Origin of the sequence: Marinobacterium profundum (genome assembly GCF_001528745.1) — a bacterium.
GTDB lineage: Bacteria > Pseudomonadota > Gammaproteobacteria > Pseudomonadales > Balneatricaceae > Marinobacterium_A > Marinobacterium_A profundum.
In genome coordinates this window covers 29,542-43,414 of the sequence record NZ_BCNS01000120.1, presented here as the reverse complement: position 1 = coordinate 43,414, position 13,873 = coordinate 29,542, and the positions used below count along the sequence as shown (strand labels likewise).

13 protein-coding genes are annotated in these 13,873 nt (G+C 57.4%); 6 read left to right on the top strand and 7 right to left on the bottom strand.

The genetic code is table 11. The annotated features are described in order from the left end of the window. Positions 1-51: 51 nt before the first annotated feature. The 6 genes from MPRO_RS12820 to fdxA all read left to right on the top strand — a co-directional run bounded on the left by MPRO_RS12820 (position 52) and on the right by fdxA (position 7,800). On the top strand, positions 52-1,611 hold the full coding sequence (locus MPRO_RS12820; protein ID WP_067293012.1) for a BCCT family transporter: 1,560 nt from the start codon (positions 52-54) through the stop codon (positions 1,609-1,611). Then, positions 1,611-2,744: a mandelate racemase/muconate lactonizing enzyme family protein gene (locus tag MPRO_RS12815; RefSeq protein WP_067293009.1), complete on the top strand. Its 1,134-nt coding sequence runs from the start codon at positions 1,611-1,613 to the stop codon at positions 2,742-2,744. The genes MPRO_RS12820 and MPRO_RS12815 overlap by 1 nt, the downstream gene beginning before the upstream one ends. Then, positions 2,745-3,881, top strand: coding sequence for a mandelate racemase/muconate lactonizing enzyme family protein (locus MPRO_RS12810; RefSeq protein ID WP_067293006.1), 1,137 nt, complete (start codon positions 2,745-2,747; stop codon positions 3,879-3,881). Beyond that, positions 3,866-4,519 (top strand): GntR family transcriptional regulator, encoded by a 654-nt coding sequence (locus MPRO_RS12805; protein WP_067293003.1) that lies wholly within the window; start codon positions 3,866-3,868, stop codon positions 4,517-4,519. Before MPRO_RS12810 ends, MPRO_RS12805 begins: the two co-directional genes overlap by 16 nt. Before the next feature lie 289 nt (positions 4,520-4,808). Beyond that, positions 4,809-7,391: a DNA mismatch repair protein MutS gene (mutS, locus tag MPRO_RS12800; protein WP_067293000.1), complete on the top strand. Its 2,583-nt coding sequence runs from the start codon at positions 4,809-4,811 to the stop codon at positions 7,389-7,391. An 85-nt stretch (positions 7,392-7,476) separates the two neighbouring features. Then, positions 7,477-7,800: a ferredoxin FdxA gene (gene fdxA / locus MPRO_RS12795; RefSeq protein ID WP_067292997.1), complete on the top strand. Its 324-nt coding sequence runs from the start codon at positions 7,477-7,479 to the stop codon at positions 7,798-7,800. Positions 7,801-7,938: 138 nt separating this feature from the next. On the opposite strand, the gene rpoS is transcribed toward fdxA, so the two are convergent. Genes rpoS through ftsB form a run of 7 tightly spaced genes read right to left on the bottom strand, consistent with a single transcriptional unit; the run spans position 7,939 to position 13,630 of the window. Then, the gene (gene rpoS, locus MPRO_RS12790) at positions 7,939-8,976 is read right to left on the bottom strand and encodes an RNA polymerase sigma factor RpoS (RefSeq protein WP_067292994.1); all 1,038 of its coding nucleotides are present in this window, start codon (positions 8,974-8,976) and stop codon (positions 7,939-7,941) included. A 47-nt stretch (positions 8,977-9,023) separates the two neighbouring features. After that, a complete protein-coding gene (locus MPRO_RS12785) occupies positions 9,024-9,878 on the bottom strand; it encodes a peptidoglycan DD-metalloendopeptidase family protein (RefSeq protein ID WP_082708731.1) in 855 nt (284 codons plus the stop codon). Positions 9,879-9,907: 29 nt separating this feature from the next. Further along, positions 9,908-10,849, bottom strand: coding sequence for a polyprenyl-phosphate transporter (locus tag MPRO_RS12780; RefSeq protein ID WP_067292987.1), 942 nt, complete (start codon positions 10,847-10,849; stop codon positions 9,908-9,910). A 10-nt stretch (positions 10,850-10,859) separates the two neighbouring features. Beyond that, positions 10,860-11,498 carry a protein-L-isoaspartate(D-aspartate) O-methyltransferase gene (locus tag MPRO_RS12775; protein ID WP_216821303.1) on the bottom strand — a complete coding sequence of 213 codons (639 nt, stop codon included), beginning with the start codon at positions 11,496-11,498 and terminating at the stop codon, positions 10,860-10,862. 26 nt (positions 11,499-11,524) lie between these two features. After that, positions 11,525-12,277, bottom strand: coding sequence for a 5'/3'-nucleotidase SurE (gene surE, locus MPRO_RS12770; protein ID WP_067292980.1), 753 nt, complete (start codon positions 12,275-12,277; stop codon positions 11,525-11,527). Then, positions 12,270-13,340, bottom strand: coding sequence for a tRNA pseudouridine(13) synthase TruD (gene truD, locus MPRO_RS12765; RefSeq protein WP_067292977.1), 1,071 nt, complete (start codon positions 13,338-13,340; stop codon positions 12,270-12,272). Before truD ends, surE begins: the two co-directional genes overlap by 8 nt. Next, positions 13,337-13,630: a cell division protein FtsB gene (gene ftsB, locus MPRO_RS12760; protein WP_067292974.1), complete on the bottom strand. Its 294-nt coding sequence runs from the start codon at positions 13,628-13,630 to the stop codon at positions 13,337-13,339. The genes truD and ftsB overlap by 4 nt, the downstream gene beginning before the upstream one ends. Between the last annotated feature and the right edge of the window lie 243 nt (positions 13,631-13,873).

Sequence of the window (13,873 nt, the reverse complement as noted above, 5' to 3'; positions counted from 1 at the left end):
CTGCGAATCAAAACTATAAAAACCTAAGGTCGTGCTATGACTACAAATACAATGAATCTAGCGATTGATACCGGTTCAATCACCTCTGAAACGCCCGAACCGCCTGTGACCGGCATCGAAACGAACCGCAGAATGCAGGTTATCAGCCTGCTGATTATCCTCGCGGCCGTTATCCCGCTGGTGATTTTCCCTGAGCAGGGTAAAACAATCATCACCAGCATTTTCGAATGGATGACCAGCACCTTCGATTTTGCCTTCTTGGGTCTCGGCCTGGTATCTCTGGTATTCATGCTCTCGCTGGCCTGCTCCCGCCATGGGAATATCAAGCTCAGTGCAGACAAAAATGCCACCGCCGAATTCTCCAAAGGCGCCTGGGGGGCCATGGTCTTTCTGGCAGGTATCGCTTCAGGGCTGGTGCTATGGGGTGGCACAGAGTGGGGCTACCACTTCGCCTGGACGCCCTTCGGGCTAGATGCACAAACGAAAGAGATGTACACCGTGGCCCAGGCGTATGGCATTTTTCACTGGGGGCCAACGGCATGGGCAATCTACGCTGTGCCCACTATCGCCATGTCCTACATCTACTATGTACGCCAGAAGCACATTTACGAAATCAGCGAGTCCTGCCGCGGAGCCATGGGCAATCTGGTGGATGGGCCTCTGGGCACGGTCATCAACTATCTGTTTGTATTCGGCGTCCTGGGCGCAGCGGCGACGTCGCTCGGCCTGGGCACACCCATGATCAGCGGCGCGCTGGCGGAACTGCTCGGTGTTGCAGGCGGCCTGCATATGGACCTGATGGCAATCCTGGTCTGCACCGCCATCTTTACCTTCAGCAGTGGCCTGGGGCTGTCCAAGGGCATTAAACGGCTAAGCACCTTTTCAACCTTTGTGACCCTTGCGATCGTGGCCTACATCTTTGTCGTTGGCCCGACCAAGTTCATCATCAGCCTTGGCATGGACTCCGTGGGATACGCGCTGGATAACTACATCCGCATGAGCACCTGGACCGACAGCGTCAACCAAAGCGGCTTCCCCCAGGCCTGGACTGTTTTCTACTGGGCCTGGTGGGTTGCCTACGCACCCTTCATGGGGATGTTCGTGACCCGTATCTCCCGTGGCAGAACCATCCGCGAAGTGATTTTCGGCATGCTGGGCTATGGTTCCCTGGGCTGCGCACTCTTTTACATCGTTCTAGGCGGCTATGGTATCAACCTGCAGATCACCGAGACCCTCGCGGTTTCCGAACTGGTAAACACCCAGGGCGTTGCGCCGGCGATTATCGAAATTTTCAAGACTCTGCCTGCAAGCGGCCTGGTACTGCTGGCCGTGGTGATCTCGGGTATTGTGCTACTGGCCACGACCTTCGACTCCGCAGCCTACGTCATGGCGTGCGCTTCAACCAGGAAGCTTGAAGAAGGCCAGGAACCAGAACGATCAAACCGCTTATTCTGGTGTTTCGCCATCGCCATCGTGCCCGTCATCCTGCTGATTCTGGGAGGCCTGAAAACCATGCAGACCGCATCCGTCATTGTGGGCCTGCCTGTACTTCTGATTCTGGCGATGATGATGATTACTACAATCAAGTACCTGAACGAGGACAATGCCTGATGCAAGCGCCCATTGTGCAAACCATCGAACTCTTCGCGGTCGGTCCCGACGGCGAGAAAGTCAGCTGGTCCTCTCACCTCGGTCCCATGTGCGAAGCCATGATCATTACACGGCTCACCTTTGATAACGGCCTGCAGGGGATCGCCGGACTGACGACATATACCGAGCACGAATTCGACCAGACCGCCTTCCACAGCGCCAGCCTGATGGCTCCGTTCCTGCTCGGAAAACCCCTTGACGCCATTGCGGAAATCGCCGCCGATATGGCCGGACGCTACGTGCCGCTCAAGAACCTGTCGCAGTCACTGTTCGATATCGCCCTGCATGACGCCAAGGCCAAATCCCAGGGACTGCCTCTGTACAAAATGCTCGGCGGCGCCAAGGACAAGGTCCGTGCCTATGCCTCCAGTCCGCTACTGGAAACAGTTGAGGATTATATCGCCTATTGCCACAGCATGCTGGAGCAGGGCTTTAACGCCATCAAAATCCACCCCCGCTGCGTCTTTACAGAGGACATGGCCCTGGTCAAGGCGCTGCATGCCGAGTTCACCGGCACTGCGATTGGCTGGAGCCTGGATGTAGACAGCAACTATAACTACGATCAGGCGCTTGAGATGGGCAAGCTGCTGGATGAATGTGACTGGGAGTTCTTTGAGGAACCCCTGCCCGACAGTGACTTGGCAGGCTATCGCAAACTGGCTGCAGAACTGCGGCTGGATGTGATTGCCGGGGGTAACTCCATGCCGCATCCGCAGCTGATCGAATATGCCCTTGAGCTAGGCTGCTGGGATCGCAGCCGGTTCGATGTCACCAGTATCGGCGGCTATACCGGTGCCACCAGGGTGATGGAGGCGACATGCAAGCGCGGCCTCAAAGCGGAGGTGCAGTCGTGGGGCTATACCCTCACCCAGGCCGCCAACCTGCACCTGATGCTGGCCTACGATAACTGCGACTACTTCGAACAGGCTGCCCCCTACGAGAAATACGAAGTAGGTGCCAAACAGGTATTTCGCCCCGACCCTGACGGCTATATCCACCCCACTGAACTGCCGGGACTCGGCGTCGAACTGGACTGGGACGCCTTGCAGCCCTTCATCTACCAACGCCGTACCTTTGATCTGCGAGATGTCTGAATGAGCGTAAAAATCGAAAGGGTAGAGGTCTATTGCCTGCAGGACCCTCAGGCGAATTACGTACGATTTGAAGGCAGCTACCAGAATGTTCTGGTCGTGGTGCACGGTGATAATGGTCTCTACGGCATCGGCGAGACCGACTCGCCGCCACGGGTGATCCAGGCACTGATCGATATGCCTTCCTACAATCAGCTTTCCCAGGGACTGGCCGGTTTGCTGGTAGGGGAAACTCTCGATGACCCACGCCGGCTGTGGGAAAAAATGTATGCAGGCACTAGCTGGCACGGTCGCCATGGCGTGACCCTTCACGCCATCAGCGCTTTGGATATCGCGCTTTGGGACCTGTACGCCCGCAGCCAGCAACGGCCATTGCACCATTATTTCGGCGGTCTGAAACATCCGCGGTTACCCGTTTACGCCACCATTTATCCGATGGCGGCCGAGGCGGATGAGTTTGAACCACAGATCCAGCGCTGCCTGGAGCGAGGCTTTCGACGCATCAAAATTTGCGTCGAACCCTGGTGGAGCGACCGGCGTAAAACCTTCGACAACCTCCAGCGGCTAAGATCAATGGTAGGTGACGATACAGAGCTGATGCTGGACGTTGCCATGGAGTTCACTCGACTGGAGCAGCTCGAACCCTATCTGGAAATCCTCAAGGCGCTGAATTTCCGCTGGATTGAGGCGCCCTTTGAGCCGGATAACCTGCAAGACCACCGTCTGCTCAAGGCGATAACAGATATCCCTGTGGGGGTAGGCGACCTGGGATTTACAACCTGCAAGGAGTTCGAACCCTATATCGCGGCCCAAGCCTTTGATATTGCTCAACCGGATATCACCATGTTTGGGGGCATAAGTGAGGTAATGAAGCTGCAAAATCGCCTGGCGGGCAGCAAGCGGATCATCCCCCATGCATACAATACCGACATTACCCTGGCGGTGAATGCCCACTTCCTCTGCGCCCAAGCTACGGTGGAGCCACTGGAGTTCTCCACCAGCCCCTCGCTGCTGCGCAATGCACTGGTAAGAAACCCACTGCGTATCGATGATAACGGCATGATTGCCATAGATAAGGAGCAGTTTGGACTCGGCCTGGAGCTGAATTGGGATATAATCCGCGCATGCCAAATTCCCTAGACAAGCGCACCAAAGCCGAGATCGCCCACGATGAACTGGAAGCGGCAATCATCGATTGCCGCCTGGAGCCTGGCCTGGTAATGACCGAAACCGAAATCAGTGATTTCGTCGGACTCGGCCGAACCCCAGTTCGCGAAGCCCTGATGCGCCTCGCCAACGAAAACCTGGTTCGCCTCTCCCGTGCAGGCGTGGTCATCCCGGAACTCAACCCCATGACCATGCTCAAGCTGCTGGAACCGCGGGCCCTGATTGAGCGTCTGTGCATCGAAAAAGCAGTCGAGCGGATTCTCGAAGAGGAAAAGCAGCGGATCCGTGAGATCATCAAAGGACTTGAAGCCGTCGAAAGCCACGACCGCCAGGGTTTTATGGCCCTGCTGCGGCAAATGCACAACTTGCTGGCCCAGTCCTCTAAAAACGAGTTCATTCTCGCCTCCATCAAGACAACCCAGGGGCTGTCCCGCCGATTCTGGTGTTACTATGCAACCGACCAAGATCAAGCCTTCGCCACCAGACTCTATATCCGCCAGATGCAGGCCCTCGTAAGCCAGGATGCAGAAACTGCGGTCAATGCCTCCGCCGAACTCATGCAATACCTGCAAGCGTTCACCAAGGCACAGATGGACCCGTTTCGCTCTTAGCAAAATCATATTTTCCAATAGCCACTTTAAACCCGACGGACGACCACCATCCCCGCCCACTCAGGCGGATCTGCCGAACGGCGAGATGTGCCCTGCATGGCGGACAAAACATATTCCCAGCGCTCCAGTATCCACCATTCCGAGGTAAGCCTTGGCGTGATCACAGCTTCTGAATCACCGCTTCGCTTCGAATCGCGCGCCGAATCACGTAAAATGCGTGGCCCATCGTTCTTCCAGCAACTCAGGCCCTGCACGGCCTGAGGGTTCAACCCAGGCCACGACTATCCCCATGAGCATTCAGCCCGGCAATCTCGACCAGAACACACCCATGATGCAGCAGTATTTGCGTCTCAAGGCAGACCATCCGGATCAGCTGCTGTTCTATCGCATGGGCGATTTTTACGAGCTTTTCCACGACGATGCTCGCAAGGCATCTGAGCTGCTCGGCATCTCGCTGACCGCCAGGGGCAAGTCCGGCGGCAATCCGATTCCCATGGCGGGCATTCCGTACCACGCTGCCGACGGCTATATCGCCAAGATCGTGCGGGCCGGCGAGTCGGTGGCCATTTGCGAACAGGTCGGGGATCCGGCCACCAGCAAGGGGCCGGTGGAGCGCAAGGTCATGCGCATCGTCACTCCGGGCACACTCACCGACGAATCGTTGCTGGATGAACATCGCGATAACCTCATCGTTGCGCTGGAAAAGCGGGAATCCGCGATTGGCCTGGCGATTCTGGACATGAGCGCCGGCCGCTTCAGCCTGATGCAGGTCGGTGACGATGACAGCCTGCGGGCCGAACTGGAACGCCTCAAGCCCGCCGAGATTCTGTACAACGAGGAAAGCACCCTGGCCGCGCTGCTGGAAAAACGCCCCGGCCAGCGCCCCCAGGCGCCGTGGAATTTTGAGCTGGATACGGCCGAGCGCCTGCTGTGCCAGCAATTCAACACCCACGACCTGTCCGGCTTTGGCTGCGATCATTTGCCGGTGGCACTGGCGGCGGCGGGCTGCCTGCTGCAGTACGCCCGCGATACCCAGCGCGGCACCCTGCCCCATATTCGCCGCATCCAGGTTGAACAGCAGAACGACAGCGTGCTGCTGGATGCCGCCACCAGGCGTAATCTGGAAATAGACCTGAACCTGGCCGGCGGACGCGAGAATACTCTGGCGGCGGTGATGGATCAGGCACGCACCCCCATGGGCAGTCGCATGCTGCGACGCTGGCTGAATCGCCCGCTGCGCTGTCGCAACACCCTGCTGGCGCGCCAGCAATCGATCCAGTGGCTGCAGCAGGATTATCGCCACGAGGACCTTGGCCCGCAACTCAAGCAGATCGGCGATATCGAACGCATACTGTCACGCATCGCGCTGCGCTCGGCCCGCCCGCGGGATCTGGAACGACTCAAACACGCGCTCGGCGTTCTGCCAGGACTGCAACAGCAGATCCGTACCGACGACTGCGCTCATATCACCGAACTTGCACTGCAGATCAGCGAATTTCCGCAGCTGGCCGAAGTGCTGCAGCGTGCCATTATCGACAATCCACCAGTAGTCATCCGTGATGGCGGCGTGATTGCCGAGGGTTACGACAGCGAACTCGATGAACTGCGCGCCATCAGCGAGAATGCCGGCGACTACCTGGTGAAGATTGAGACGCGGGAGCGCGAAGCCACCGGCATAAGCACCCTGAAGGTCGGCTATAACCGGGTGCACGGCTACTTTATCGAAGTATCCAAGTCCCAGGCCAAGGATGTGCCGGTCGACTATATACGCCGCCAAACGCTGAAAAATGCGGAGCGCTTTATCACTCCCGAGCTGAAGGAGTTCGAGGACAAGGCGCTGAGCGCCAGAAGCCGTGCTCTGGCACGGGAAAAGGGACTCTACGAGGAACTGATCGAAACCCTGGCCGAACAGCTGGCACCACTGCAGGACTCGGCCGCCGCCATCGCCGAACTTGATGTGCTGACAAACCTGGCCGAGCGGGCTCTGAGCCTGAACTTCAGTGCGCCACAACTGGTGGAAGAACCCGGCCTGCATATCGAAGGGGGTCGCCACCCGGTGGTTGAAGCCGTGATGGACGATCCTTTTGTTGCCAACGACCTGCAACTGAATCCCGAGCGGCGCATGCTGATCATTACCGGCCCCAACATGGGCGGTAAATCCACTTATATGCGCCAGGCTGCACTTATCACGCTGCTGGCCCATATCGGCAGCTATGTACCCGCAGTATCGGCTCGCATCGGTATTGTCGATCGCATTTTCACCCGTATGGGCTCCTCCGATGACCTGGCCGGTGGGCGCTCCACCTTTATGGTCGAAATGACCGAAACCGCCAACATCCTGCATAACGCCACGCATCGCAGCCTGGTGCTGATGGATGAGGTGGGCCGCGGTACCAGTACCTTCGACGGTCTGTCGCTGGCCTGGGCCTGTGCCCGCCATCTGGTTGGCGAGGTGAAGGCGCTGACGCTGTTCGCGACCCATTACTTCGAATTGACCGCCATGCCGGAGCAATCTGCCGGGGTGTTTAATGTGCACCTCACCGCCGTGGAACATAACGACCATATCGTTTTCATGCACGAAGTACGTGAAGGACCCGCCAGCCAGAGTTACGGGCTGCAGGTAGCTCAGCTGGCGGGTATTCCCCGCAAGGTGATTCAGCAGGCCCGCAATACCCTGATCAGCCTGGAAAAGGAATCGAACCAGCTGCAGCAGCGCCAGACGCAGAAAAACGCCCCGGTGCAGAACGACATGTTCGCGGCACCAGCGCCCAACCCGGCCATCGAACGCCTGCAGACGCTGAATCCGGACGATCTCAGTCCACGTGAAGCCCTGGAAATGCTCTATCAGCTCAGAACCCTGGCCGGCGCCTGAGCCCAGTACCCCGTGGCCGCTGTGCGCACGGGGTGATCTATACTGTCAGCCACTAGCAGGCCAATCTGCCACGGGAGGTCCAAGCATGACTTTTGTCGTAACCGAGAACTGTATCAAGTGTAAATTCACGGACTGCGTCGAGGTCTGTCCCGTTGACTGTTTTTATGAAGGGCCCAATTTTCTGGTGATACACCCGGATGAGTGCATCGACTGCGGCCTTTGCGAGCCGGAATGCCCGGCCGATGCGATTCTGCAGGATGACGACCTGAGCGACGAGCAGCAGATTTATGTGGAACTCAACGCAGACCTGGCGGAGATCTGGCCCAATATCTCGCTGAAAAAAGCCGCACCTGCGGATGCCGATGACTGGAACGGCAAACCTGACAAACTAAAGCTGCTGGAACGCTAAACTCATCCGGATGCTTTTGTCAGATATAAAAAAGCGGGAAATGGCATTGAGCCCATTTCCCGCTTTTTATGCCTCGGCACTTTGCGCCGAGAATCTTGCTCTTTGAACCTTGAACCTTGAACCTTGCGCCTCGGCCTCTTACTTCAGCAAATCTTCGCCGGTAAGACCGTTCTTCTCGACGATCTCACGCAACTTGCGCAATGCCTCGACCTGGATCTGCCTTACCCGCTCGCGGGTCAGCCCGATCTCACTGCCCACCTGTTCCAGCGTGCTCATTTCGTAGCCTCGCAGACCAAAACGTCGCGACAGCACTTCAGCATGCTTGTCGGGCAGCGCATTGAGCCATTTCTCGAGGTTGCCGCTGATATTGGTGCTTTGCAGCAGCGTGGCTGGATCAGAGTTTTCCTGATCAGGAATGGTGTCCAGCAAGGATTTGTCGTAGTCCTTGCCCACCGGGATATCCACCGAGCTGATACGCTCGTTGAGGCCAAGCATCCGCTCCACCGTTTCCACCGGCTTGTCGACCTTGGCGGCGATTTCCTCGGCGGTGGGCTCATGATCCAGCTTCTGGGCCAGTTCACGCGCTACCCGCAGATAGACATTGAGCTCCTTGACCACATGAATAGGCAGACGAATGGTGCGCGTCTGGTTCATGATGGCGCGCTCAATAGTCTGGCGAATCCACCAGGTGGCATAGGTCGAGAACCTGAAGCCACGCTCGGGATCAAATTTCTCTACCGCACGAATCAGACCCAGGTTGCCCTCTTCGATCAGATCCAGCAGAGACAGGCCTCGATTCAGATAACGCCGGGCGATCTTAACCACCAGCCGCAAGTTACTCTCGATCATGCGCTTGCGGGATTTCTCACAACCCTTGAGCGCGAGACGGGAAAAATATACCTCTTCCTCCGCCGTCAGTAATGGCGAGAAGCCGATTTCATTGAGATAAAGCTGCGTCGCATCCAGCGATTTAGCGTTCATCAGGTCCTTGTGTGCGAGGCTACCGCGCCCGCGTCCACTGTTCAGAAATGCAGGTTCCTTGTCGTCTCCGCTATCCGCCGCCGACACTTCAGTGTCATTGGAGTCCGCATCGTCGTCATTGGAATTACCGCTTTCAAAACCCCGCTCAAAAACGTCTTCAGGCACGTCATAATCCTTGTTATTAACGTTTTCCATACACCCAACCTCACCGCCAGACAGGCACCGATATTTCTTATTATGTTCTAACGTTTGGGCAGGTACCGCAACGGATCGACCGGCTGTCCATCTCGTCTAATCTCGAAATGGAGCATATCCCTGGCAGCTCCGCTGCTACCTACTTCGGCGATTTTGTCACCGCCGTTAACCATATCATTTTCTTTGACGAATACGCGACTGTTATGCGCATAGGCACTTAGGAACTCCTGATTGTGATTTATGATCACCAGAATTCCATAACCGCGCAGGCCATCACCGGCGTAAACCACCCGCCCTGGACCCGCCGCAATCACCGGGTCGCCCGCCTTGCCGGCAATGTTAATACCTTTGGTAGCGGTACTGGAAAACCCGTTCAGCAGCGGCCCTTCCGCTGGCCAGCGCCAGCTTAGCGTCTGCGTCGGTACAACCTGAGGCTTGGCGGGTGCAGGCACCGGGGCAGCCGGCGCACGGGGGTTTTCCTGCACTGGGGCGTTGTTGCCGCCATTGGCGTTCGCCTGTACAGCAACACTGCCAGCACTATCACTGCCATCAACACGACCATTAAGGGGTGTCACTACCAGAGGCAGACTAGCCCTGACCGGTGATGTTTTAGTGACAGCGGGCTGTCCGAATTGCAGGCGCAGCGCCTGACCTGGATAGATGCGGTAACGTGAATCTATATTATTGAGGCGGGCCAGCTCGCGATAATCCAGGCTATAACGCCAGGCGATGGAATAAAGGGTATCGCCCTTTCGCACCCTGTAAGAGCCGGATTCAGGCAACGGGCGACTATTGCTTTTGGCCGTGCTGCTGTTGATGGAGCGCTCTGACACAGGCGCATAGCCGCCGCTACAGGCAGCAAGCCCGAAAATGACAATCAGAACAAGAACACACTTTCCCATTCCCTGAGTCACGGCAAGCCCCTAGCGCTTCATGGTCGGTTTGCCCGCCCAACCCGGTCCATCAACAGCACCAGCACCACTCCAAGAAGCATCAGGCCAAGCGCTGCGATCAGCCCTGGATCCTGCCCTGTGAGCATTTCAAAGCTGGCTGGCATCACATTTTCCTGCACCAGCGGCACTTCACCACCGTGGCGGTTAATGGCATAAGCAGTGGTGTATTTCCAGGGCCACACCTTACCGAGGGAGCCAAGCATAAAGCCCCCCAGCAGCGCTAGTGTGGTTGTGCGGTGATGGGAAAAGGCCCAGTCCAGCACGCGGGAAAATGTCAGTAACCCTATGGCGCAGCCAGCACCAAAGAGCCCCAGAGTCAGAAACTGCAACCCTATAACGGCCTGCATGATCGGCGTATACATGCCCAGCAGCAACAGAATGAAACTGCCGGAGATACCCGGCAGAATCATGGCGCAGATGGCAATCATGCCGCTGAAAAATACAAACAGCGGCGTGGCTTCCAACGCAGAGGGCGTCAACTGGGTCACAGCGTAAGCAACCACGGCGCCTGTAGCAAAGGACACCAGCACGCTGCTGTGCCATTTGGGCACCGCACGACACAGGCTCCACATGGACGCGACTATCAGACCAAAGAAAAACGACCATAGCAGCGGTGCATGAGTTTCAAGCAGAAACAGCACCAACCGCGACAGACTCAGCAAGCTCAGCAGAATACCGCCAAACAACACCAGTAAGAAGGTGCCGTTCACATGCTGCCAGGCCGCTGCCGGCCCACGGGTAAACAGCAGTCGTAGCGCAGCCATATCAAAACTGCGCAGTGAATGGATAAGTTCTTCGTAAATACCGGTAATGAAGGCGATGGTCCCGCCGGATACACCCGGAACGGCATCGGCCGCTCCCATCAACATTCCCTTTACGGCCAGCAACAGGTATTGAAACCCATTACGCGACTGTTTCATGCTTGATTCCTTAACGAATAGTGCCACTGACCAGGGGTACGAATTTTACCGCCAGCAGTTCCTGAGTCTCGAACTGGTTCTCACCGGTACGACGGATGCGCTTGAGTTTCTGCCCGCCGCTGCCACCCACGGGGATCACCAAACGTCCACCGATAGCCAGCTGCATCAGCAACTCATCGGGAACCACCTCCGGAGCCGCGGTCACCAAAATGCCATCAAAGGGCGCCTGGGCAGGCCAGCCCATGCCACCATCACTGTGACGTAACTGCGCATTGTGCAGCTTCAGCAGGCTCATGCGCTTGCGCGCCTTTTCCTGTAGCGGGCGAATACGCTCAAGGCTGTAGACATGCCCCACCAGTGGCGCCAGCACAGCGGTCTGGTAGCCAGACCCGGTACCGATTTCCAGCACCTTCTCACAGGGGCCACCTTCGAGCAGCAGCTCGGTCATGCGCGCCACTATGTAGGGCTGGGAAATAGTCTGGTTAAAACCGATAGGCAGCGCCGTATCTTCATAGGCACGGTGGGCCAGAGCTTCATCGATAAAGATATGCCGCGGCGTGTCCCGAATAACATCCAGCACCGCCTCGCTGGCGATGCCCTGCTCGCGCAGCCGCTGGACCAGGCGCTCACGGGTGCGCCTGGAAGTCATGCCTATACCCTGCAGGTTTACATCACTCACTGCGCCTCCTCTAGCCAGGTTGCAAGACTGTCCATGCCAGCATACTGGGTCATGTCGATCTGAATCGGCGTGATGGACACAAACCCCTGTTCCACCGCGTAGAAGTCCGTACCTGGCTCGCGATCAGCAACCTGCCCAGCACCGGCGACCCAATAACGCGTACAGCCACGCGGGTCCACCGAGGCCACCGGGCCGCAGGCCATTTCACGATGACCCAGGCGCGTCACATGCACGCCCTTGACCTCGCTCATGGGCACATCAGGCACGTTGACGTTCAGTACCGTGCGCGGTGCAAGATTCAGGCTAGCGATATCCCGTACAAGGTTCGCCACCACTTCCGCCGCCGTGGCGTAGTGTTCAGGCTGATGACCCGCCAGGGATACCGCGATGGGCGGCAATGACATGGAGCGCCCCTCGGTAGCCGCCGCCACTGTGCCCGAATAGAGCACATCGTCACCCAGGTTAGAGCCTGCATTAATACCGGACACAACAAGGTCCGGCACCATGCCAAAGACCCCCGACACACCCATATGCACACAGTCTGTCGGCGTGCCGTTGAGGCTGATAAAACCGTTGTGGTGGTGATGGGCTTCCAGCGGGCGATCAAGCGTCAGCGAGTTGCTGGCGCCGCTGCGATTGCGATCCGGTGCTATCACCTGAATCTCGGCAACCTTGGCGAGGGCCTCGGCCAGTGCGGCAAGCCCGGGCGCATAAACGCCATCATCGTTGGAAATCAGTACTTTAATCATCAGTGCTCTGGCCTGGCGCGGGGCGCGATACACGAAAATGGCACAGCTCCCTAAGTACGCTGGTGGCAAATGCACCGGCTGGAAGCTCGAATTCAAGCCAGCATTGTCGGTCAGATTCGCGTTGCATCGCAAGTCCCTGTGGCCGCAGCCGCAGACTGCGACGTTCTGAGCGCAACCCCAGCTGGGTCAGATCATCGATCAGCGACTGCCAATCAGCCAGAGTTTCAGCTTCCCAGGTTGCCGCTTGACCGCCCAGCAAACGCCCGGCCAGGCCGGGCATGGGGCCGGTCAGATCCAGATCGGCGCTGGCCAGACGCAGCGCAAGGTCATCCAGCTCAGTCTCGGCCGCGAAACAGCTGTTGGTACCATCCAGCATCAGCACATCGCCGGGCATAATGCTCGCCCAGCGACCCTGGGCAATTCGCTGGCTCAGCAAGTGGTTAAACAGCCAGGAGCGCACCGCCGACAGGTACAGCCCTTTCTTGTGGCGCTGACGCTCTTTCAATTCACCGCGAATCAGAGCAACACCCTTTTGAATATTGCCAAATCCAAAACCAAAACGCTGCTCCCCAAAGTAGTTCGGCACGCCTTCGGCCAACAAGGAAAAGCGTTGTTCCAGCGCGTCCATATCGCTCACTTCAGTAAGGCGCAGGCGAAAGCGATTGCTGCGGTGCACACCCAGACGAAGTTTACGCGGATGACGCACAGCCTTGAGTACTTCAACGCTGTCACCGCCAAACAGACTCCAGGTCATGTTGCGGTGCACACCCAGGCGGATACAGAACCACTGTTCGGTAATGGCATGGCGATCTTTCTTGCCAGAATAACTGACTTCGCGCGGTGACACCTGGCAGAAACCCGCAAGCTGGCGGGCAACCCAATCGGTGTTCTCGCCATTCTTGCGGATATACAGAAAAACGTGCTCGCCTTCGCCCTCGGGTTCAAACCCGAGCTGTTCGAAAACCTGAAAATCGGCATTTTCGTGCCGTATCTCGGCGCTCACTCTGGGCTCACCATTGAGCCAGCGAAAATCGGTGGGGAACTGCAAATTATCAGGGGTCATTGAGCGGATCCGCTACGGGGTTCAATCAACTGAATAAAGGTTTCATCCTCACGAATCATGCCCATTTCACTACGGGCACGCTCTTCCAGCGCGGCCAGGCCCTTTTTCAGGTCCTGTACTTCAGCCTCTAGCTGTCGATTTCGCTCCAGCAGTTTTTCGTTATCCTGCTGCTGCGTGCTGATGGCCTGGCGCAGCGCCAGCACCTCCCGCAGATTCGCCTCGCCAAACCAGAGACGGTACTGCAGTGCAAGCACCAGCACCACCAGGAGGGTTATGAGCCAACGAAACAAGATACACTCCAGCAAAATCCCGACCTTAGCCGGACAGAAAAGATGACATTTGTCAGCACAGGGCGCGTGAGAATCCTTTTGCCTGACAATGGAATAGCTGAATGTAACAGGCTCTATCCGCAGCCTTACCCTTCTTCTCCTGCGCCACAGGACTCAGACAAAGGCTTCACCGAAGACAACCAGGCAACTTGGCTACAGAGGCGGAAAAATCACGCATATAGCCATTCAGCTGAAGGAAAAAAC